Raw genomic sequence first — 20,167 nt, 5'->3', positions numbered from 1 at the left:
CGCGGCGGAAAAGTCCTCGCTGCGCTCGCTGAACGCCTTGCCAAGCAAGGCATTCAGGGCATTCGATCCCACTCGAGGCGGGCTGCCGCCCCCTCGAGCTCCCCCGCCAGCACTCGGGCGGATTCGTCTGAACAGAGGTTTTTGACAAGCTGAGGGCCCCAGCCGCAGGCTGGGGCCCTTCTGCACACGTTTTACATGATGTGCTCCTCCGCGCAGTTGTCCACCACCCGGACGCCCATCTCACCTGGTTCCCCCACATGGAACTCCGCGATGCTGTCCGGGTCAAATTTGGGACACAGGCGCAGCTGGGGATTCAGGCGCAGGTTCTCCCCCATTTGTTGGGATGACCGTTTGGTTTTGCGTTTGCTCATGTTCCTCACCCCTGGAATAGTATGCCCGGCAGGGAGATGGTTTTGACACATGTGCCTGAATTGGTTCATTTTTCACCACAGGGATTTTAATGCCAGTGGTAAACTCAAGTAATGCGGCGGAAAATAGCGGGCGGCCACATGGGGCCGCCCCTACGGCAACTCTATAAGCTATCCCTTCTTTCGTAGGGGCCGGTCCCAGACCGGCCCGCCGACTGCAGACCAGCCGCCACCTGGTTGGTAAGGCCAGGCGTAGAAATTGAACCGCACCGGCTGAAATTTTCCACCCAAACAGGCCGCCGAAGGCGGTCCCCAACGCAAAGCCCAGCGCAGCGGGTTTGCGTTGGAGAGGAGGAGCGATGGAGTGAGCGAGCTTTGTCCGTCAGGACGAAGCGAGGGATACGAAATCCGCGACGACGAAGTGGCCCGGCAGGAATTTAGACCAGCCACTCAGATTTTGCGCGCCGGAAATCTTCCGCTGACTTTCAGGTACGCGTCCCCCGTAATGGGGTCCGGGGCCGACTCCCCCTGTCAGGGGGAGATGGCCCGAAGGGTCAGAGGGGGTAGGGTGGGCGAATATGGACACGAAGTGTCCATCCTGAGCCGTTCCCCGGCGGCGTTTTGGTGACTTTGCCGCCGCGGGCAAAGTCACTCGCCGCCCGCAGGCGGCGAAATCCCCCTGCGTACAACGAGTTCAATCCGAATCCTGCCCCCTCATCCGTCACGGCTGCGCCGTGCCACCTTCCCCCCAGGGGGAAGGCTAAAGTGGAACAAGGCAATGAAAAATCCCCTTGAATCCGTCTCTCCGGCCGATTCAAGGGGCTTCTTTCAGCAATTCATCATAAGTCGTCTCCAGCGCATCTCGAATGCCTCGCAGTTGACTGGCTGTAATATGCTGGATTCCACGCTCAATTTTCACCAGCGTCTCCCGGGTCATCTCCACGCCCGCAAGCTGTAATCTCCGAGCCAGCTCCGCCTGTCCCAGCTTTCGTTCCATACGGATACGGCGGATGTTTGCGCCGATTGGAATAGCGTCCTGCTTGATCTTTTGTTCCCGCACCCACATCACCCATTTCCATAAAGTCTCGCCTTGTTCTTTATTTTATGAAAATCCGGTGATATAATAGGACCAGTATTGGTCCACTTATAAAATAAAGGAGTGCTGAACATGGAACTGGCAGTAGAACTTTTGGCAAAAATTTTGGAACGGCGGGAAATCACCGTATCTTTTCCGACTCTGGATCTGACTGCCAAGGATCTGCTGGAGTCGGCCAGCTATCAAGCCCTGTGCCAAATTCAGGCCATTCTCAAGGACGACGCCCTCTCTGATCCGGAGTGCTTTCAAAAAATCGAAGCTGTTGTTCAGACTTTGGAAGATATGGGCGTGAGTTGCGGAAACCGGCACGATTTTGGATGATTCTCTTTTTCCCGGTTGTTCTGGACAATCCCCCTGTCTTTCGACTATAATACTCTCGATTGAACTGCTATAAATTGAGAGTGAGGAATCCCAATGAACGAAATCATTCTGCTCAAGTTGGGCGAATTAGTGTTGAAGGGTCTGAACCGCCGCAGCTTTGAGGACAAGCTCCAGGCCAACATCCACCGCCGCCTCCACCCCTACGGCCAGTTCCGGGTGTACACCCGCCAGTCGGCCACCTATGTGGAACCCAAGGACGACCGCTGCGACGTGCTGGGGGCCTACGAGGCCCTGAAAAAGGTGTTCGGCATCGCGGGCCTGTCTCTGGCCCGGCCCTGTGAGAAGGACAAGGACGCCATTCTGGCCACCGCCAAAGAATTCCTGGATGCCGAGCTGCGCTCCGCCAAATCCTTCAAGGTGGAGACCAAGCGGGCAGATAAAACCTTCCCCATGACCTCCATCCAGCTCAGCCAGTATGTGGGCGGCGAGCTCCACGAGGCCTATGACAATCTGGAGGTGGACGTCCACCACCCGGAGCTCACCGTGTATATCGAGGTGCGGGACTACGCCGCCTACGTCCACGCCCAGGCCCAGCCCGGGGCGGGCGGCCTGCCTGTGGGCATCAACGGCCGGGCGGTCTCCCTGCTGTCCGGAGGCATCGACTCCCCGGTGGCCTCCTGGATGATCGCCAAGCGGGGGGTGGCTCTGGACATGGTCCACTTCTTCTCCTACCCCTACACCTCCCCCGAGGCCAAGGACAAGGTGCTGGAGCTGGCCCGCCTGCTCACCCCCTGGACCGGGCGGCTCACCGTCCACGTGGTCCCCTTCACCGCCATCCAGGAGGAGCTGCGCCGCTCCTGCCCGGAGGAGCTCTTCACCGTCCTCATGCGCCGCTTTATGATGCGCATTGCCCAGGAGGTGGCCAACCGCTGCGGGGCCAAGGCCCTGGTCACCGGCGAGTGCCTGGGACAGGTGGCCAGCCAGACCATGGAGGCGCTGCGCTGCACCGGCGCGGTGGTGGACCTGCCCGTCCTGCGCCCCTGCATCGGCATGGACAAGGAGGAGATCGTCCAGGTCGCCCGGAAAATCGGCACCTTTGAGACCTCCATCCTCCCCTATGAGGACTGCTGCACCGTCTTCACCCCCCGGCACCCCCGCCTGCGGCCCATGCCCGGCGAGGTGGAGGCCGCCGAACAGGCCTTGGACGTCGGCGCCATGGTGAAGGCCGCCGTGGACGGCATTGAGCGGGTGCAGGTCAACCTGTAAATCAACCACCTAATTCAAAACCTTTCAGGAGGCGCTATTTTATGCACGATCTGTCGGAATTTATGGACCTGCTCTGCGGCCGTTTTGACAACCGCGAGCAGTTTGAACAGCGCCAGGCGGCGGGAGACACCTCCTTCCCCTTTGCCCGGCATGTAAACACCCTCTGCAATCAGAAAATCTCCGGTCTTCCGGCGGATTTCCCCGGCCTCTTCCTGCTGGAGGAGAGCTACTACACCGTCCAGGGACGCACCAACGCCTCCCCCCATCTGTTCTGCTTCACCCAGGAGGCGGACGGGATACTGCTCACCTCCTACGACCTGCCCCGGGGGCTGGACCCCAAGACCTTGTCCTATGAGACCATGCCGGAGCTCCCCTTTGACCAGCTCTCCCCCTCCCAGAAGTTCACCCCCGCCCTCTACCGGTTCCAGGACGGCGGATGGGTGGGCGGCAGTGAGAGCATGTTCTCCCCCGTTATGAAATTCACCCTCTTTGAGCGCTTTTTCCCCGACCGCCTGGAGGTATCCGAGTCCATGGAGCGGGAGGGAAAACGGGTGTTCGGCTACGACGTGCCCCTGATCTATAAACGCACAAACTAAGGGCGCCTCTTCCGCGCCCTATCATGGAGGTCTTTCCTTTGTCTCATAAAGTGGAAATCCTGTCGGTGGGCACCGAACTGCTGCTGGGCAGCATCGCCAACACCGACGCTCAGATGCTCTCCCAGGGGCTCAGCGCCCTGGGGCTGAATGTGTACTGGCACACGGTGGTGGGGGACAACCCCCAGCGGGCCCGGGAGGCGGTGGCCATCGCCAAACAGCGGGCGGACATCATCATCACCACCGGCGGCCTGGGCCCCACCTGCGACGACCTGACCAAAAACGTGCTGGCGGAGGCCTTTGGGAAAAAGCTGTACCGGGATGAGGACTCGGTGCGCCGGCTGGAGGAGTTTGCCAAGAAGCGGGGGCGCAAACTCACCGAGAACAACTATCAGCAGGCCATGCTCCCCGAGGGGTGCACCGTTCTGGTGAACGACTGGGGCTCCGCCCCCGGCTGTGCCTTTGAAGCGGAGGGGGTCCATGTCATCATGCTCCCCGGCCCCCCCAGCGAGTGCCGCCCCATGTTCCAGTACCGGGCGGTCCCCTACCTGCAGCAGTTCTCCGAGGGGGTCATCGCCTCTCACACCCTGAAGCTGTTCGGCATTGGGGAGTCCGCCATGGAGGCCCAGCTGCGGGAGCAGATGAACGCCATGGCCAACCCCACCCTGGCCCCCTACGCCAAGGAGGGGGAGTGCGAGCTGCGGGTCACCGCCAAGGCCGCCACCCAGGAGGAGGCCCAGGCCCTGCTCCTCCCCACCGTGGACAAGCTGAAGGAGCACTTCGGGCCCCTGGTGTACGGGGTGGACGTGCCCTCCCTGGAGTTTGTGCTGGAAGGACTTTTGAAGGAGAGGGGGCGCACCCTGGGCACCGCCGAGAGCTGCACCGGCGGCCTCATGGCCAAGCGGCTCACCGACCTCTCCGGAGCCTCCCAGGTGTTCAAGGGGGGCATCGTCTCCTACACCAATGAGGTGAAGCACAATGTGCTGGGGGTGCCCCAGGAGCTGCTGGACCAGTACGGGGCGGTGTCCGCCCCGGTGGCAGAGGCCATGGCTGAGGGGGCCCGGCGGGTACTGGGCTGTGACATCGGCCTCTCCTCCACCGGCGTGGCCGGCCCGGACAAGGACGACCGGGGCAACGAGGTGGGCACCATGTTCATAGGCATCGCCACCTACGAGGGCACCTACGTCCGGCCCCTCCATATCACCCTGCGCCCGGTGCGGGAACGGCTGCGTACCATCACCGCCCACCACGCCTTCGACCTGGCCCGGCGGTACCTCACTGGGCTAGACTATGAGGCGGGAATGCCCCAATAACCATCGACTGGGAGGATATAGAGATGGATGACCTGTTTGAGCACTTCCAAACGCTCTCCATGGACAAAAGTTTGCTCTCTCTCGAGCCCGGCTCCATAGAGTTCCCCTACTTCTGTTATCCGGTCAACGCCGTCCCCATCGGATTTGAGGGGTGCATTTTGTACTGTTTTCTGCCCGAGTACGGCGGGATGGTCTTTGCCGCCAACCCGGAGAGCTGCGCGGACCGCTGTGTGTATCCGCTGGCCCAAACCTTCTCCGATTTTCTCCGGCTGATTTTGGCCTGCGGCTCTGCCAACCCGGTGGAGCAGATCGCCTGGATGAGCCGGGAGCTGTTCGAGAACCACCTGCGGGCGGAGCGGGCCATCCAGACCGAGGCGCAGAAAGCCGCCCTGGAGCTGCTTCAGGGCACCTTCGGCCTCACCCCTATGGAGGACCCCTTTGCCTATGTCAAGGCATTGCAGGCCAGCTTTGACGACAGCAAAATTCAGTACAGCGACGAGTATTACGACTGCACCGGGCTGGAACGGCCCGGGCAGGAGTAACTGGAACGGCGGGGGCGCTCAAATGAGCGCTCCCGCCGCTGTTTTTTGCGATCTAATTGATTCGATTAGTAGTTTTCCGCCTTCAGCTGGAAGTAGTCGCGGGGATGGGCGCACACGGGGCAGACCTCGGGGGCCTCCTTGCCCACGTGGATGTGGCCGCAGTTGCTGCACTGCCAGATCATGTCGCCGTCCCGGGAGAACACCAGGCCGCCCTCTACATTAGCCAGCAGCTTGCGGTAGCGGTCCTCGTGCTCCTTCTCGATCTTGGCCACTTCCTCAAACAGGAAGGCGATGTGGTCGAAGCCCTCCTCCTTGGCCTCCTTGGCCATGGTGGCGTACATGTCGGTCCACTCGTAGTTCTCACCCTGAGCGGCGGCCTCCAGGTTCTCGGCGGTGGTGCCGATGCCGCCCAGCAGCTTGAACCAGATCTCGGCGTGCTCCTTCTCGTTGGCGGCGGTCTCCTCGAAGATCTTGGAGATCTGCACATAGCCGTCCTTCTTGGCCTTGGAGGCGAAGTAGGTGTACTTATTGCGGGCCTGGGACTCCCCGGCAAAGGCGGTCCACAGGTTCTGTTCGGTCTTGCTGCCCTTCAGTTCCGGCATCGTAAATTCCTCCCTAAATCTATGTATTGTTATTTTCTAACAAGAATTATTCTTATTAGTTGAGTCCACTATACCAGACTCCACTCCGATTGTCAAGGACCTTTCCCACATTCTTGTCAACTTTTTTCGTGATTTTAAATGGATTTTTTTAATTCTGCACAAATGGGTCTTTCTTTGACTTTTCGCTCGGACTTTGGGGAGTTTCGCCGCCTGAGGGCGGCGAGTGACTTTGCCCGCGGCGGCAAAGTCACCAAAACGCCGCTGGGGACGGCTCCGATGGACACTAGCGTGTCCATAGTCGCCCACCCTACCCCCTCTGACCCTTCGGGCCATCTCCCCCTGACAGGGGGAGTCGGCCCCAGACCCCTATTACGGGAGACGCACACCTGTTAGGATGAGCAAAATTTCCGGCGCGTGGAAATCTGAGTGGGTGTCTAAATTCCCGCCGGGCCACTGGGCCCTTCGTCGTCGCGGATTTCGTATCCCTCGCTTCGCCCGGATCGGGCAAAGCTCGCTCACTCCATCGCTCCTCCTCTCCAACGCAAACCCGCTTCGCTGGGCTTTGCGTTGGTGGCCGCCTTCGGCGGCCGATTGAAGTGGAAAATTGGGGGCAGTGTGGTTTCACTCCCGCGCCTGGCTTTACCGAGCAGGTGATAGCTGGTCCGTAGTCGGCGGGCCGGTCTGGGACCGGCCCCTACGAGGAAAAAGTAACCGCTTCTGCATCCGCCGTAGGGGCGGCACACCTGGGCCGCCCGCCGCGGAGGCATCTGCCGCCTTGCGGCCGTCCGCCTGTTACTTCACCACCACGTTCTCCTCCCCCAGGCGCTCTTTCAGGTCCTGCACCAGGGCCGGGTGGATCATGCAGCGGGTGCCCACCCGCTTTTTACAGTCCTCGAAGTAAAGCACCGCCTGGCTCTCGCCGGGGAAGAAGGACAGGGCCAGCTTGATCTTCCGCATGCGGGGGTCCTCCCGGGTAGGCAGGCGAAGCCACAGCTTCTCCGGCTTCCCCTGGGCCTTGCCGTCCAGGTCCCCCAGGGGGCGGATGGAGTCCACCATGAGCTGGGGCTCCTTCTCGTCCCGGACGGAGATCTTCCCGGTGGCCAGCACGGCGCTGTTCTCCCGGATATATCCCCCGCTCTCGTTGAGCACCCGGGAGAAGCACAGCAGCTCCATGGAGGCGGTGTCGTCCTCCAGGGTGACGTAGGCCATCAGGGTGTTGTTCCGGGTGGTCCGAGTCTTATAGGTGGAGATCACCCCGGCGATGGTGACCAGCTCCCCGTCCCGGTAGCGGGCGGGGCCGTCCTCCCGGCCGAAGTCCCCCAGAATGGAGCCGATGGTCACCGCCCCCACCATCTTGGCCGCCTCCCGATAGGCGTCCATGGGGTGCCCGGTGAGATAGAGGCCGGTGACCTCCTTCTCCATGGACATGAGCTGCTGGGGCGGGTACTCGGGCACATCCGGCAGGTGGAGGGCGGGCAGTGCGGCCTCCTCCGCCTCTCCCCCGCCCATACCGAACAGGTCCAGCTGACCCTCCAGGTTGCGCTTGCGGCTGGCGGCGATGCCGTCCAGCACCTGCCCAAAGACCTCCATCAGCTGGGCGCGCTTATAGCCCATCCGGTCAAAGGCCCCGGATTTGATCAGGCTCTCCAGCACCCGCCGGTTCAGGTCCTTGTCAAACATCCGGTCGCAGAAGTCCATAAAGTCGCTGAAGGGTCCGTTTTTTGAGCGCTCCTCCAGCATGCCGTTGATCACGCTCCGCCCCACCCCCTTCAGTGCCACCAGACCGAAGCGGATGCCCTCCTCGGACACGGCAAAGTCCGCCTCCGACTCGTTGATGTCCGGGGGCAGCAGAGCGATGTTCCACTCCTTGCACTCGGCGATGTACTCGGCCACCTTGTCGCTGGAGTCCAGCACCGAGGTGAGCAGGGCCGCCATATACTCCTTGGGGTAGTGGCACTTGAACCAGGCCGTCTGATAGGCCACCACCGCGTAGCAAACCGCATGGGCCTTGTTGAAGGCGTAGTTGGCAAAGTCGTAGATCTCGTCGTAGATGCTCTGGGCCACGTCCTCGGGAATGCCGTTGGCGGCACAGCCGGCGATGTTCCGCTCCGGGTCCCCGTGGAGGAAGGTGGCCCGCTCCTTCTCGATGTCCTTCACCTTTTTCTTGGACATGGCCCGGCGCACCATGTCCGCCTGGCCCAGGGAGTAGCCCCCCAGCTGCTGGAAGATCTGAATGACCTGCTCCTGGTAGACGATACAGCCGTAGGTGTTGGACAGGATGGGGATGAGGGAGGGATGCTTGTAGGTGACCTTCTCCGGGTTGTGCTTGCAGGCGATGAACCGGGGGATGGAGTCCATGGGCCCCGGCCGGTACAGGGCGATGATGGCGGTGATGTCCTCGATGTTCTGGGGCTTCAGGCCCACGCACACGCCGGTCATGCCGGCGGACTCCATCTGGAACACGCCGGAGGTCTTGCCGTCGGACAGCATCTGGAACACCGCCGGGTCGTCGTCAGGGATCTTTTTCGGGTCAAAGTCCGGGTGGCTGCGGCGGACCAGCTTGGCCGCGTCGTCCAGCACCGTCAGGTTTCGAAGGCCCAAAAAGTCCATCTTTAAGAGGCCCAGCTCCTCCAGGGTGGTCATAATGTACTGGGTGACCACCAGGTCGTCGTTTTTGGCCAGGGGCACATAGTCGCTCACCGGACGGCTGGTGATGACCACGCCGGCGGCGTGGGTGGAGGTGTTCCGGGGCATGCCCTCGATGGCCTTGGCGGTGTCGATGAGCTTTTTCACCTGGGGATTTTCGTCGTAGGCGTCCTTGAGCTGCTTGGACAGCTTCAGGGACTCCTCCAGGGTGATGTGGAGGGCCCCCGGGCCGCTGGGGATCAGCTTGGCGATGGCGTCCACCTCAGCGTAGGTCATGTTCAGCACCCGGCCCACGTCCCGCACCGCCCCCCGGGCGGCCATGGTGCCGAAGGTGACAATCTGGGCCACATGGTCGGCCCCGTACTTCCGGGAGACATAGTCGATGACCTCCTGGCGGCGGCGGATGCAGAAGTCGATGTCGATATCGGGCATGGTCACCCGCTCCGGGTTCAGGAAGCGCTCGAAGTACAGGTTGTACTTCACCGGGTCCAGGTCGGTGATATTCAGGCAGTAGGACACCATGGAACCCGCCGCCGAGCCGCGCCCCGGCCCCACGGGGATGCCGTGGCTCTTGGCGTAGGCGATGAAGTCGGAGACGATGAGGAAGTAGTCCACAAAGCCCATCTTCCGGATCATGCCCATCTCGTACCGCAGCTTCTCCAGGTACTCCGGGGGCTCCGCCGGGTAGCGCCAGCGGAAGCCGTCCATACACAGCTTCTCAAAGTAGGCGTCCCCGTCGGTCCAGCCCTCGGGCAGCTGGAAGTGGGGCAGGTGGTACTTGCCGAACTCGAACTCCACATTGCACATATCCGCGATTTTCGCGGTGTTCTCCAGGGCCTCGGGGCAGTTGGGAAAGAGAGACGCCATCTCCTCCTCGCTCTTGACGTAAAACTCCTGGGTCTCGAACTTCATGCGGTTGGGGTCGTCCAGCGTCTTGCCCGTCTGAATGCACATGAGGATGTCCTGCATCTCCGCGTCCTCACGCCGCAGGTAGTGGGCGTCGTTGGTGGCGATGAGGGGGATGCCCGTCTCCTGGTGGAGGCGCATCAGCCCGGCGTTCACCTGCCGCTGGGCGGGGATCCCGTGGTCCTGGAGCTCCAGGTAGTAGCCGTCCTCTCCGAACCACTCCCGCATCTCCAGGGCCACCTCTTTGGCCTTGTCGTAGTCCCCGGCGGCAAGCAGCTTGGGCACCTCGCCCCCCAGGCAGGCGGAGCAGGCGATGAGGCCGCCGCAGTGCTCCTTCAGCAGGTCCAGGTCGATGCGGGGCTTCATGTAAAAGCCCTCCAGGAATGCCTGGGACACCATGTAGGACAGATTGCGGTACCCCTCCTCGTTCCGGCATAGAAGCACCAAGTGGGAGAAGTTGGAATCAAATTCGTGGACCTTTTGGAACCGGGTCCGGCCCCGGGGGGCCACATACACCTCGCAGCCGATGATGGGCTTGATCCCCTCCGCCTTGCAGGCCTTGTAGAAGTCGATCACCCCGTACATGACCCCGTGGTCGGTGATGGCCACCGCCGCCTGGCCCAGCTCCTTCACCCGCTTGACCAGCTTGTTGATCCGGCAGGCGCCGTCCAGAAGGGAGAATTCGGTATGTAGATGTAGGTGGACAAAGGACATGGTGGTTCTCCTTTTCTCTGCTTTTACGGAGGGGTTTCGCCCTGCGGGGCGAGTTTCTTTCTCCGCGATGGGAAAGAAACCAAAGAATCGCCAGGGGCCGCCCTTCGGCGGCCTATTTGGGTGGAACATTGCAGCCGCTTCGGTTTCACAACTGCGCCTAGCTTTGCCGAGCAGGCGGCAGCTAGTGCTGGGGTGTAGGGCGCGGCCTCCTGGACGCGCCGCGTATATCTGCGGGCCGGCCAGTGTCCGGCCCCTACGAGAAGAACACGACCGCCTCTTGATTCGCCGTAGGGGCGGCCCTTGCGGCCGCCCGCGGGCCGGTCTGGGACCGGCCCCTACGAAACGGAGGGAAGGCTTCTGTCTCAGCCGTAGGGGCGGGTCCTAGACCCGCCCGTGCCTTTCTCTTATCAAGTGGGAGGTGCCGCGCGAAGCGAGGCGGATGAGGTCCGTAGGGGCGGCACACCGGGCCGCCCGGGAACGTTCAATCAGCAATCCAGCGCGCCCCCAGTACTTATGGCTGATTTGCCGCCTGTTTCAGGGTCTCCCCCGCCAGGCGGTAAACCGTCCAGTCGCTCATAGGTTCGGCCCCCATGCCCTTGGTATAAAAATCAATGGAGGGCCGGTTCCAGTCCAGGCACCACCACTCCATCCTGCCGCAGCCCCGTTCCAGGGCGACCTGCGCCAGCTTCCGAAACAGTGCCTTTCCATAGCCCTTTCCGCGGCACTCCGGCCGGACATACAAGTCCTCCAGGTAGAGGCCCGCCCGGCCCAAAAAGGTGGAGAAGTTGTGGAAAAACAGGGCAAACCCCACCTCAGTCTCCCCCTCCAGGACAAAGAGGACCTCCGCTTTTCCCTTTTCAAAGATCCAGGTATGAAGGGTAGCCTCATCGGCTACTACCTGGTCCAGCATCCCCTCATAGTCGGCCAGCTCGCGGATAAAGGTCAAAATCAGCCCCTCATCCCCCGGGACCGCCTTTCGGAATTTCATGGTCTCACTCACGGCAATTCTCCTCTCTGACGCCGCCGCACATAGGCGGCATACCCCATCTGGCACACCCGTACAAAGAAGTACCCCAAAAAGGCCCCCAGGAAATTCAAAATGGAGTCGTCCACGTCGGCGGCCCCGGTGGCGGTGCGCCACTGGATATACTCCACCCCCACCGACGCCAGGGCGGCCAGGGGCAGGAAGGTCCAGAAGCGCCGCATCCCCCGGAACAGCAGGGGCAGCAGCACCCCCAGGGGGACCATGATGGCCACGTTGCCCAGCAGATTCATAATGCTCACATAGCTGCCGGTGTTGCGGTAGAAACGGATGTAATTGCGGATGGTGTGGAAGGGCTCCAGGTTCACGGTGCCCCCCCAGCCCCGGTCCATGTGGAACAGGCCGCCGAAAAACAGCAGGACCAGCAGCAGGAACAAATAGTAGCAGAACAGCACCCACAAGCTCCCCCTCAGATACCGCCTCCAGGCCGTCCGGGGCAGGGTCCGCAGGCGCAGCAGCACCCCCGCCCCGGCGATGGCCACGGTCAGCACCGGAACGGCCAGCTGGTGGGTCAGATGGAGCTCGTCCCCCAGCAGCAGCCACACCAGATTCAGCCCCGCCGCGGCCGCATAACATATGATGTGAAGCATACGGTCCCTATTCCTTTTCTCCAGGGTTCCCCAGCTCCACCAGCTTGCGCAGGCGGTGGTTCAGCGCAGACTTGGTCACCGGCGGGTCAGCCCACAAAATCATAGATTTTGTGGGGGCCCGTTTTTTGAAATCCTCGGGCGAAGTAAATTCGCCCTGCGGGAATTCTACGCTTCGCTTCGAATTCATGTGCGCCCCGCCTTTCCTTCTTCATGCGTCTGTCCCAATTCCACCAGCTTGCGCAGGCGGTGGTTCAGCGCAGACTTGGTCACCGGCGGGTCGCAGCGCTCCGCCAGCTGGGACAGGGTGTCCTCCGGGTGGTCCATCCGCAGGCGGGCGGCCTCCTGGAGCTTGTCCGGCAGCTTCTCCAGCACCTTGTCCCGCTCCAGCCGCCGGATGGCCTCCAGCTGGGCCTGGGCGGCCTCCACCACCTTGTCCAGGTTGGCGGCGTCGCAGTTCACCCGCCGGTTCACGCTCCCCCGCAAATCCTTCTCCAGCTTGGCGTTCATCACCTCCATGGCGGACAGGGGGGCGCCCACGGCGGTGAGAAAGTTCTCGATGGACTCGCTCTGCTTGAAGTAGATGACCGAATTGCCCTTCCGCCGGGCGTCCTTGGGGGAGAAGTCCTCCTCCCGCATAAGGGCCAGCATCTCCCGGCTGACGCTGTGGTGGGAGGTGGCCAGCTCCAGGTGGTACCCCTTTCTCGGGTCGGTCACCGAGCCCCCGGCCAGAAAGGCCCCCCGCAGGAAGGAGGCCCGGCAGCAGTCCTCCTCCAGCACGGCGAAGTTGATGTGCAGGGCCAGGGCCGTCCGGTCCGCGCCGTAGGTCTGATGGATGGTCTCCAGCTTGCCGGGGTCCTGGATTGAGAAGATGTACTTTCCCTCCCCCTGGGGCAGGCGGTCGAAGGTGAGCCGGAAGGCTTTTTTGAACAAGACGGGCAGCCGCTGGGCAAAGGCCTCGTGCTCGGTGACGATGCGCACCTCGTCCCCGCTGAAGGTGTTGCAGTAGAGCAGCACCCCGTAGGCCTCCGCCTGGGCGCAGCACTTCTTGTGCACCTCCAGGCGGCACAGCTCGTTTTTTACCTCTCCTCCAAAGGTCATGCCCTCACTCCTCTATGATATAGCGGTTCTTGCCCCGGAAAATGCGCACGGCCCGCTGGCGGTAGAGCTCCAGCACCGCCGCGGCCAGCTTATCCGGGTCGTGGCGGGCGTAGTCGCCCCCCTCGGAGGCCACCGGCCGCTCCACCAGCTCCAGGCCCATGGCGGAGATCCGCTCCCGGTCCACCACCAGGGGGGCGGCGTCCTCCGCCCGGTAGCGCTCCACCAGCCCCTCCCCCACCGGGGCGGAGTTGGCCAGGCACAGGTCCACCCTGGCCCCGTGGTCCATCAGAGCCTCCAGGTGGTCGGCGGCGGTATATCCCTCCGTCTCCCCGTCCTGGGTCATAATGTTGCAGATGTAAATTTTCAGGGCGTCCGACTCCCGGATGGCCTCCGGCACCCCGGCCACCAGCAGGTTGGGGATGACGCTGGTGTACAGGCTCCCCGGCCCCAGCAGCAGCAGGTCGGCCTCCCGGATGGCCTCCAGGGCGGCGGGCAGGGCCTTGGGCTTGGCGGGGATCAGCTCCACGTGGTGGATACGGCAGTCCTGCTGCTTCTTCACGTCGCAGATCTTGGACTCTCCCACCACCCGGGCGCCGTTTTCAAAGACGGCCTCCAGCTGCACGTCGGCGCTGGTCACCGGCAGCACCCGGCCGGTGATGGCCAGCACCTGGCTCATCTGGGACACCGCCTCCTCAAAGGAGCCGGTGACCCCGTTGAGGGCGGCCAGGATCAGATTGCCGAAGGACTGGCCGGCCAGCCCCCCCTCGGTGAATCGGTAGGTGAGCAGCCGCTGCATGATGGGCTCCACGTTGGCCAGGGCCTCCATGCAGTGGCGGATGTCCCCGGGCGGGGGCATGCCGATGTCCCGGCGGAGCACGCCGGACCCCCCGCCGTCGTCGGCCACCGTCACCACGGCGGTGAGGTTTCGGGTATATTTCTTCAAGCCCCGGAGCATGGTGGACAGTCCGGTCCCGCCGCCGATGGCGGTGATCTTGGGGCCGCGCTCCCACTGCTGGGCGTTGGGCAGCATCTCCAGCATAGCGATCTCCTCTCTTGCTTGTGTCAGGCTTCAAAACAAAAGGCTCTATGTCCGCCCCATGTCCCGGTGGCTCTCGGTCACCGGGTAGTTCAATCCGCGGATGGTCTCCGCCAGGGCGTGGGCCACCGCCACCGACCGGTGGTGTCCCCCGGTGCAGCCCACGGCGATGACCAGGGCGGCCTTGCCCTCCTCCAGGTACCGGGGCAGCAGGTAGGTGACAAAGTCGGTGAGCTTCTTCAAAAACTCCTGGCTCTGGGGGGAGGACAGGGCGTAGTCCCGCACCCCCGCGTCCAGGCCGGTGAGGGGCCGCAGCTCGGCCACGTAGTAGGGGTTGGGCAGGAAGCGCACATCAAAGACCAGGTCGGCCTCGGCGGGGATGCCGTGCTTGAAGCCGAAGGACATCACCCGCACCTCCATGGACCGTTCCGCCGCATTTTTGGAAAACATCCGCAGCAGCTCTCCCCGCAGGGCCCGGGTGGACAGGTTGGAGGTGTCGATCACCCAGTCGGCCCGCTCCTTTAATGGGGCGAGCATGTTCCGCTCCAGGGCGATGGCCTCCTCCAGAGAGCCGCACTCCTCCGCCAGGGGGTGATTCCGGCGGGTCTCCTTGTACCGGCGGATGATCACCGGGTCGGAGGCCTCCATGAACACGATGCGGTAGCCGCACTTCATGGCCTTCAACCCATCCAGAGCCTGAAACAGGCCGTCAAAGTTGGTGCCTCCCCGGACGTCCGTGACCAGGGCCACCCGGTCGTACTCCCCGTTGCCCCCCATCCCCAGCTCGGCGAACTTGGGGATCAGCGGGGCGGGCAGATTGTCCACACAGAAAAAGCCCATGTCCTCCATGATGGAGGCCGCCCGGCTCTTGCCCGCCCCGGACAGGCCGGAGATGATAATAAATTCCATGCCACTCACCTCTTTTGTCAAACAAATGGGTCAAATATCCACAAATTTATGCGGGGGTGATCATCGAAAGAATCATCTGCCCTCCAAATATTAGCATATACAGCAATATGCCGCTTGTACAGAAAAACTGTGCCAGTTTTTTTGCCAGAGTAGGGTCGTATAAGGATTTCCCCATTTCGCTCCATGTCGAGCTTGCTTTTAAAAGGAAAAAAGAAGCCGCAAGCAACCCCAGGTTTACGGCTGCCGGAATCAAATACTCCACCTTACCGCCATCCGTCACGGTGGGAAGAAGCAGGCCGGAATTATGAATCATATGCATTAGGATCGGATAGATGAGATTGTCTGTCCTCGCCATAACCAGACCAACAGATACTCCCAGCATGCCAAGGATAAACGGCGCACCCGCTCCATGCATCAATACAAATAATATGCTGGTCGTAAGGAGTGCAAACAGCTGCCCATACTGACTCAGTGTTCGCCAGAGCAGTCCTCTAAAAATTGTTTCTTCAACAATCGGCGCCAGCACCAAGCCGCTTAAAACCAAGCTAACGGTAACCGGCGGCTCCGCAGAAACACCGCTCTCCGCATTTCCTACGAAAAGCAGAAAGTACAATATTCCTATCAATTCGTTGAGCGCCAAAATCTGACACGTAAACGCCAAATCTTTTAAAAGACCTCTGGGCGGGCGGACCAAATCAAGCTCGCGCAGCGCAATAGGAAAGACGCGTGGAAACGCGATCAGGAAAAACAGAAGCCAGACTGGATAAAAGAGAATCTCTTTCCCACTCGGGAGGCCATATACGACTCTTAACGATAGAAAATAACCAACAACCAATATCCATCCGGCACGAGTAGACGATGCTTCCAATGACAAAACTTCTTCTGCTTTTTTAGCTCTCAGCATAGCCGCTCACTCCCTTTTCACGCAAAAACGCTCCTCGCCGCACTTGCCGCGTTTTGAATGTCGTTATTCGGCATGCTGCGGAACATCCAAGCCTCACCGCAGTACCCGCACTTCCATCTCCAGCTCCACGCCGGTCTGCTGGAGCACCCGCTCCTTCACCTGGTCCACCAGGGCGAGCACATCGGCGCAGGTGGCCCCGCCCCGGTTGATGACAAAGCCCGCGTGCTTCTCGGACACCTGGGCCCCGCCCACGGTGAGGCCTTTCAGCCCGCACTGCTCGATGAGGGCGGCGGCGAAGTGACCCGCCGGCCGCTTGAACATGGAGCCGGCGCTGGGGTATTCCAGGGGCTGCTTCTCCTTCCGCCGCCGGGCCAGATCGTCCATGCGGCCGCGGATGGCGGCGGGGTCGTCCGGCTCCAGCTGAAACTTCGCCCCCAGAATGACCCGCTCCCCGTCGGAAAATGCGCTGCGGCGGTAGGAGAACCCGCACAGCTCCGCCGGAACCGTCTCCACACCGCTCCGGCCGGCGGCGGCGACCTCCTTCACCACCTGGACCATCTCGCCCCCGTAGGCGCCGGCGTTCATCAGCACGCCGCCCCCCAGGGTCCCCGGGATGCCGTGGGCAAACTCCAGGCCCGCCAGCCCCTCCTGGGCGGCAAACGAGGCCAGCCGGGCCAGAGACACCCCCGCCCCGGCCCAGATCTCCCGCTCCCCCGTCCGCTCCAGAGCGTCCAGGCCGGTGAGCAGCACCGCAAAGCATGGGATCTCCCCGTCCGCCGCCAGCAGATTGGAGCCGTTGCCCAGCACCACCAGCCGGACCTGGGCCCGCTCCGCCTCTCTCAGGCAGGCGAGTACCTCCCTCTCGCTGCGGGGCAGGGCCATCAGCCGCACCGGGCCGCCGATGCGGAAGGTGGTGTGGCGGGCCATGGGCTCATGCTCTCTCAATTCCAGGGCGGGGCAGGACTGTCTCAGCGCCGCCGCCAGCTGTTCAAACCGCTCCATAGAACCTCCAAATAAAACCGGGGGCGCACGCCCCCAGAGTATGATCGTACCGTTATTATAACAAATCTTCCCTGGGAATAGAATAGTCCGGGGAAAATTTCAGCCCGCCCGGCGGACGTGCCGCCGGGCGTACGGTCACGCCTCCCAACCGGCCAGATAGTCCTTCTGCTCCTGGGTGAGGGTGTCGATGGACAGGCCCATGGCGGCCAGCTTCACCCGGCCGATCTGGTCGTCGATCTCCTCGGGGACGTTATAGACCTTCCTCTCCAGCTGTCCGGCGTGCTTGGCCATCCACTCCAGGGACAGCGCCTGGACGGCGAAGGACATGTCCATGATCTCCGCCGGGTGGCCGTTGCCCGCCGCCAGGTTGACCAGACGGCCCTCGGCCAGCACGTTGAGGGTGCGTCCATCGGGCAAACGAAAGCCCTCGATGTTCTCCCGGCGGGAGAAGCGCTCCGCCGCCAGCTCGCCCAGACGGTTTACGTCCACCTCGCAGTCGAAGTGGCCGGAGTTGCACAGGATGGCGTTGTCCTTCATCACCTGGAAGTGGCGCTCCACGATCACGTCCTTGCAGCCGGTGGCGGTGACAAAGATGTCCCCGTACTTGGCCGCCTCGTCCATGGGCATGACTCGGAAGTTCTCCATGGTGGCCTCCAGGGCCTTGAAGGGGTCCACCTCGGTGACGATCACGTCGGCCCCCATGCCCTTGGCCCGCATGGCGATGCCCTTGCCGCACCAGCCGTAGCCGGCCACCACCACCGTCTTGCCCGCCACCATCAGGTTGGTGGTGTGCATGATGGCGTCCCAGGAGGACTGCCCGGTGCCGTACTTGTTGTCGTAGTAGTGCTTGGCCTTTGCGTCGTTTACCGCCATCATGGGGCAGGGGAGGATGCCCGCCCGCTCCCGGGCGTACAGGCGGTGGATACCGGTGGTGGTCTCCTCACAGCCGCCCAGCAGCCGGTCCCCGTACTGGGCGCACTTGCCCCCCATCAGGGAGATCAGGTCGCCCCCGTCGTCCACGATCAGGTGGGGGCGGCACTTCAGGGTCTCCACCAGCAGGTCCTCATACCCCTGCATGTCCACCCCGTGGACGCCGAAGGTCTCCACCCCCAGGTCGGCCATGGCGGCGGCCACGTCGTCCTGGGTGGACAGGGGGTTGCAGCCGGTGAGGTACACCTTGGCGCCCCCCTCCCGGAGGACCAGACCCAGGTTAGCGGTCTTGGCCTCCAAATGGACGGAGACGGCGATGGTCAGCCCCTCAAAGGGCTTCTCCCGGCGGAAGCGCTCCTCAATGCCGCTGAGGGCAGGCATAAAGTCCCTCACCCACTGGATCTTCTGATGGCCGGAGGGGGCCAGGGACATATCCTTTACGATGCTCATAGATACCGTTCCTCTCTCTTCTCGAAAAATAAATCTATTTTTTGAGCCGTTCCGGCCCGTTTTTCGCGGATGCTATTGTATCACGATTTGCCTCCCAGGGGAAGGGCAGGTTTGTTCCCCGCCGAAAATGTTTACACTTTGGTTATAGACATTTCCCCGGAAAGCGGATACAATGTTGCTTGTATGCCCAATTATCATCACAAAAGGAGGGCTGTCCATGAAGGCCATTTCCCGCTGGCTGGACCGCTTCTGTTATAATCACCCCAACTTTGGCATCCCCAATCTGATGAAGTTCATCGTCATCGGCAACGTGCTGGTGTTCTTCCTGGATATGTTCTCCAACGGATATGTCTCCTGGCTGTTCTCCTTCTTCAGCCCGCTGATTCTGCAGGGACAGATTTGGCGAATCATCAGCTTTCTCTTTGTCCCCACCAGCGGCTACGGCGGCATGTTTTCCATTCTATGGTTTGCCATGACCACCCTGTTCTACTACTACATCGGCAACGCCCTGGAGCGGCAGTGGGGCACTGCCCGCTTCACCGTCTTTTACGGCCTGGGCGTGGTGCTGAACATTCTGGTGGGTTTCCTGATGGGCTCCACCTCTATGTATTATATCAACATGTCTATGTTCTTCGCCTTTGCCACTCTGTACCCCGACCTGCAGGTGCTGCTGTACGGTATCCTGCCCCTGAAGGTGAAGTGGCTGGCCTGGATCGACGCGGCGCTGTTTGCCTTTGACTTCTTCTTCAGCATCTTCTCCCGCCAGTGGATCACCGCGGTCCTGCCCCTGGTGGCCATCCTCAACTACCTCATCTTCTTCTGGGAGGACCTGATGGGCGTGGTCCGCCGCACCGGACAGCGGGCCGCCTACCGCGCCAATCCCCAGACCATCAACTTCAAAAAGGCCCAGAAGCAGGTCCGGGAGCACAAGGGCTACCTCCACAAGTGCGCCGTGTGCGGCATCACCGACGCGGACGACCCCAACATGGAGTTCCGGTACTGCTCCAAGTGCAACGGCTACTACTGCTACTGCATGAAGCACATCAACGACCACGTCCACGTGCAGTGAGGTTGTGCTTCTCCCAAAAGCGTGCTACAATGGGAACGAATGAATCGGGCGGTCTCCGCCCAGGAAAGGAGGACTTCCGTTTATGAGCGATTGTCTGTTCTGCAAGATCGCGGAGGGACAGATCCCCTCCAACAAGGTCTATGAGGACGAGGTCTGCTACGCCTTCTACGACATCGATCCCCAGGCCCCCACCCACTTTCTGGTGATCCCCAAGATGCACATCGCCTCGGTGGCTGAGGTCACCCAGGACAACGCCGCCGTGGTGGCCCACATCTTCGCCGTCATCTCCAAAGTCACCAAGGAGCTGGGGCTGGAGAGCTACCGGGTGGTGTCCAACATCGGCGAGCAGGCTGGCCAGAGTGTACCGCACCTGCACTTCCATGTGCTGTCCGGCCGGGATATGACCTGGCCTCCCGGCTGAGGAGAGCCTGCTCGCCGATTCCGCCGCACAGCGGCGGCGGCGCTTTTGCGCCGTACAAGCGTTTTCGCGCAAGCGAAAACCTTGGCGCAGGGCGAATTTATTTCGCCCGAGCATGGATAAAACCCGGGAACCCAAAGGCTGTCAAAACAGCCTTTGGGAGGAGCAGGCGGGGCAAAGTGTACCGCACCTGCACTTCCACGTGCTGTCTGGCCGGGACATGACCTGGCCTCCCGGCTGAGCAGAGCCTGCTCGCCGATTCCGCCGCACAGCGGCGGCGGCGCTTTTGCGCCGTACAAGCGTTTTCGCGCAAGCGAAAACCTTGGCGCAGGGCGAATTTATTTCGCCCGAG

Annotated in this window: 20 protein-coding genes and 1 pseudogene; 8 read left to right on the top strand and 13 right to left on the bottom strand. The window is 62.0% G+C overall.

All coding sequences use genetic code 11. The features are described 5' to 3' along the window. Window positions 1-191: 191 nt before the first annotated feature. Together B5F19_RS14045 and B5F19_RS14035 are read right to left on the bottom strand one after the other, a co-directional pair. Window positions 192-371 carry a hypothetical protein gene (locus B5F19_RS14045; RefSeq protein ID WP_087291524.1) on the bottom strand — a complete coding sequence of 60 codons (180 nt, stop codon included), beginning with the start codon at window positions 369-371 and terminating at the stop codon, window positions 192-194. Window positions 372-1,182: 811 nt separating this feature from the next. After that, entirely contained in the window at window positions 1,183-1,434 is a 252-nt protein-coding gene (locus B5F19_RS14035) for a helix-turn-helix transcriptional regulator (RefSeq protein ID WP_087291520.1), read from the bottom strand. 102 nt (window positions 1,435-1,536) lie between these two features. On the opposite strand from B5F19_RS14035, the gene B5F19_RS14030 reads away from it, so the two are divergent. From B5F19_RS14030 to B5F19_RS14010, 5 genes are all read left to right on the top strand, one after another. Next, a complete protein-coding gene (locus B5F19_RS14030) occupies window positions 1,537-1,785 on the top strand; it encodes a hypothetical protein (RefSeq protein ID WP_087291518.1) in 249 nt (82 codons plus the stop codon). Between the two features lie 93 nt (window positions 1,786-1,878). Next, entirely contained in the window at window positions 1,879-3,051 is a 1,173-nt protein-coding gene (gene thiI / locus B5F19_RS14025) for a tRNA uracil 4-sulfurtransferase ThiI (RefSeq protein WP_087291516.1), read from the top strand. A 41-nt stretch (window positions 3,052-3,092) separates the two neighbouring features. Beyond that, complete coding sequence (locus tag B5F19_RS14020; RefSeq protein ID WP_087291514.1) at window positions 3,093-3,647, top strand: hypothetical protein; 555 nt, start codon at window positions 3,093-3,095, stop codon at window positions 3,645-3,647. Between the two features lie 38 nt (window positions 3,648-3,685). Next, on the top strand, window positions 3,686-4,957 hold the full coding sequence (locus B5F19_RS14015) for a competence/damage-inducible protein A (protein WP_087291512.1): 1,272 nt from the start codon (window positions 3,686-3,688) through the stop codon (window positions 4,955-4,957). A 23-nt stretch (window positions 4,958-4,980) separates the two neighbouring features. Continuing rightward, window positions 4,981-5,499: a hypothetical protein gene (locus B5F19_RS14010; protein ID WP_087291510.1), complete on the top strand. Its 519-nt coding sequence runs from the start codon at window positions 4,981-4,983 to the stop codon at window positions 5,497-5,499. A 65-nt stretch (window positions 5,500-5,564) separates the two neighbouring features. Here the strand turns inward: B5F19_RS14010 and rbr are convergent, their stop codons facing one another. From rbr to B5F19_RS13955, 11 genes are all read right to left on the bottom strand, one after another. Beyond that, window positions 5,565-6,101, bottom strand: coding sequence for a rubrerythrin (gene rbr / locus B5F19_RS14005; RefSeq protein ID WP_087291508.1), 537 nt, complete (start codon window positions 6,099-6,101; stop codon window positions 5,565-5,567). Window positions 6,102-6,893: 792 nt separating this feature from the next. Then, window positions 6,894-10,367 carry a DNA polymerase III subunit alpha gene (locus B5F19_RS14000; RefSeq protein WP_087291506.1) on the bottom strand — a complete coding sequence of 1,158 codons (3,474 nt, stop codon included), beginning with the start codon at window positions 10,365-10,367 and terminating at the stop codon, window positions 6,894-6,896. A gap of 511 nt (window positions 10,368-10,878) precedes the next feature. Beyond that, entirely contained in the window at window positions 10,879-11,355 is a 477-nt protein-coding gene (locus tag B5F19_RS13995) for a GNAT family N-acetyltransferase (protein WP_087291530.1), read from the bottom strand. 8 nt (window positions 11,356-11,363) lie between these two features. Continuing rightward, a complete protein-coding gene (locus B5F19_RS13990; RefSeq protein WP_087291504.1) occupies window positions 11,364-11,999 on the bottom strand; it encodes a VanZ family protein in 636 nt (211 codons plus the stop codon). 7 nt (window positions 12,000-12,006) lie between these two features. After that, window positions 12,007-12,186 (bottom strand): helix-turn-helix domain-containing protein, encoded by a 180-nt coding sequence (locus tag B5F19_RS13985; RefSeq protein WP_087291502.1) that lies wholly within the window; start codon window positions 12,184-12,186, stop codon window positions 12,007-12,009. Beyond that, window positions 12,183-13,097 (bottom strand): DNA-binding protein WhiA, encoded by a 915-nt coding sequence (gene whiA / locus B5F19_RS13980; protein WP_087291500.1) that lies wholly within the window; start codon window positions 13,095-13,097, stop codon window positions 12,183-12,185. The genes B5F19_RS13985 and whiA overlap by 4 nt, the downstream gene beginning before the upstream one ends. A gap of 4 nt (window positions 13,098-13,101) precedes the next feature. Further along, on the bottom strand, window positions 13,102-14,136 hold the full coding sequence (locus tag B5F19_RS13975) for a gluconeogenesis factor YvcK family protein (protein WP_242972823.1): 1,035 nt from the start codon (window positions 14,134-14,136) through the stop codon (window positions 13,102-13,104). Between the two features lie 45 nt (window positions 14,137-14,181). Beyond that, complete coding sequence (gene rapZ / locus B5F19_RS13970) at window positions 14,182-15,042, bottom strand: RNase adapter RapZ (protein ID WP_087291497.1); 861 nt, start codon at window positions 15,040-15,042, stop codon at window positions 14,182-14,184. Window positions 15,043-15,088: 46 nt separating this feature from the next. After that, a complete protein-coding gene (locus tag B5F19_RS13965; RefSeq protein ID WP_087291495.1) occupies window positions 15,089-15,946 on the bottom strand; it encodes a type II CAAX endopeptidase family protein in 858 nt (285 codons plus the stop codon). A gap of 93 nt (window positions 15,947-16,039) precedes the next feature. Beyond that, window positions 16,040-16,948 (bottom strand): UDP-N-acetylmuramate dehydrogenase, encoded by a 909-nt coding sequence (gene murB / locus B5F19_RS13960; RefSeq protein WP_087291493.1) that lies wholly within the window; start codon window positions 16,946-16,948, stop codon window positions 16,040-16,042. 135 nt (window positions 16,949-17,083) lie between these two features. Beyond that, window positions 17,084-18,328: an adenosylhomocysteinase gene (locus B5F19_RS13955; protein ID WP_087291491.1), complete on the bottom strand. Its 1,245-nt coding sequence runs from the start codon at window positions 18,326-18,328 to the stop codon at window positions 17,084-17,086. A gap of 217 nt (window positions 18,329-18,545) precedes the next feature. Here B5F19_RS13955 and B5F19_RS13950 point away from each other — a divergent pair, with 217 nt between their 5' ends. The 3 genes and pseudogenes from B5F19_RS13950 to B5F19_RS18350 all read left to right on the top strand — a co-directional run. Beyond that, window positions 18,546-19,397 (top strand): rhomboid family intramembrane serine protease, encoded by an 852-nt coding sequence (locus tag B5F19_RS13950; protein WP_242972822.1) that lies wholly within the window; start codon window positions 18,546-18,548, stop codon window positions 19,395-19,397. Between the two features lie 82 nt (window positions 19,398-19,479). Next, window positions 19,480-19,818, top strand: a complete 339-nt coding sequence (locus B5F19_RS13945; RefSeq protein WP_087291489.1) for a histidine triad nucleotide-binding protein — start codon at window positions 19,480-19,482, stop codon at window positions 19,816-19,818. 160 nt (window positions 19,819-19,978) lie between these two features. After that, window positions 19,979-20,056: pseudogene (locus tag B5F19_RS18350) on the top strand (HIT domain-containing protein); the annotation flags it as partial. Window positions 20,057-20,167: the final 111 nt, after the last annotated feature.

The sequence above is a fragment of the Pseudoflavonifractor sp. An184 genome (assembly GCF_002160305.1).
Classification (GTDB): Bacteria; Bacillota; Clostridia; order Oscillospirales; family Oscillospiraceae; genus Lawsonibacter; species Lawsonibacter pullicola.
This window is presented reverse-complemented; position numbering and strand designations above follow the sequence as displayed.

Excerpts from the sequence above, each read along its gene's own strand:
- B5F19_RS14030 (WP_087291518.1), top strand. The coding sequence starts at position 1,537 with ATGGAACTGGCAGTAGAACTTTTGGCAAAAATTTTGGAACGGCGGGAA.
- murB (WP_087291493.1), bottom strand. The coding sequence starts at position 16,948 with ATGGAGCGGTTTGAACAGCTGGCGGCGGCGCTGAGACAGTCCTGCCCC.
- B5F19_RS13990 (WP_087291504.1), bottom strand. The coding sequence starts at position 11,999 with ATGCTTCACATCATATGTTATGCGGCCGCGGCGGGGCTGAATCTGGTG.
- B5F19_RS14035 (WP_087291520.1), bottom strand. The coding sequence starts at position 1,434 with ATGTGGGTGCGGGAACAAAAGATCAAGCAGGACGCTATTCCAATCGGC.
- rbr (WP_087291508.1), bottom strand. The coding sequence starts at position 6,101 with ATGCCGGAACTGAAGGGCAGCAAGACCGAACAGAACCTGTGGACCGCC.
- B5F19_RS13985 (WP_087291502.1), bottom strand. The coding sequence starts at position 12,186 with ATGAATTCGAAGCGAAGCGTAGAATTCCCGCAGGGCGAATTTACTTCG.
- B5F19_RS13975 (WP_242972823.1), bottom strand. The coding sequence starts at position 14,136 with ATGCTGGAGATGCTGCCCAACGCCCAGCAGTGGGAGCGCGGCCCCAAG.
- B5F19_RS14045 (WP_087291524.1), bottom strand. The coding sequence starts at position 371 with ATGAGCAAACGCAAAACCAAACGGTCATCCCAACAAATGGGGGAGAAC.
- B5F19_RS13995 (WP_087291530.1), bottom strand. The coding sequence starts at position 11,355 with ATGAAATTCCGAAAGGCGGTCCCGGGGGATGAGGGGCTGATTTTGACC.
- B5F19_RS14020 (WP_087291514.1), top strand. The coding sequence starts at position 3,093 with ATGCACGATCTGTCGGAATTTATGGACCTGCTCTGCGGCCGTTTTGAC.
- B5F19_RS14010 (WP_087291510.1), top strand. The coding sequence starts at position 4,981 with ATGGATGACCTGTTTGAGCACTTCCAAACGCTCTCCATGGACAAAAGT.
- thiI (WP_087291516.1), top strand. The coding sequence starts at position 1,879 with ATGAACGAAATCATTCTGCTCAAGTTGGGCGAATTAGTGTTGAAGGGT.
- B5F19_RS14000 (WP_087291506.1), bottom strand. The coding sequence starts at position 10,367 with ATGTCCTTTGTCCACCTACATCTACATACCGAATTCTCCCTTCTGGAC.
- B5F19_RS13950 (WP_242972822.1), top strand. The coding sequence starts at position 18,546 with ATGAAGGCCATTTCCCGCTGGCTGGACCGCTTCTGTTATAATCACCCC.
- B5F19_RS13945 (WP_087291489.1), top strand. The coding sequence starts at position 19,480 with ATGAGCGATTGTCTGTTCTGCAAGATCGCGGAGGGACAGATCCCCTCC.
- B5F19_RS13965 (WP_087291495.1), bottom strand. The coding sequence starts at position 15,946 with ATGCTGAGAGCTAAAAAAGCAGAAGAAGTTTTGTCATTGGAAGCATCG.
- whiA (WP_087291500.1), bottom strand. The coding sequence starts at position 13,097 with ATGACCTTTGGAGGAGAGGTAAAAAACGAGCTGTGCCGCCTGGAGGTG.
- rapZ (WP_087291497.1), bottom strand. The coding sequence starts at position 15,042 with ATGGAATTTATTATCATCTCCGGCCTGTCCGGGGCGGGCAAGAGCCGG.
- B5F19_RS13955 (WP_087291491.1), bottom strand. The coding sequence starts at position 18,328 with ATGAGCATCGTAAAGGATATGTCCCTGGCCCCCTCCGGCCATCAGAAG.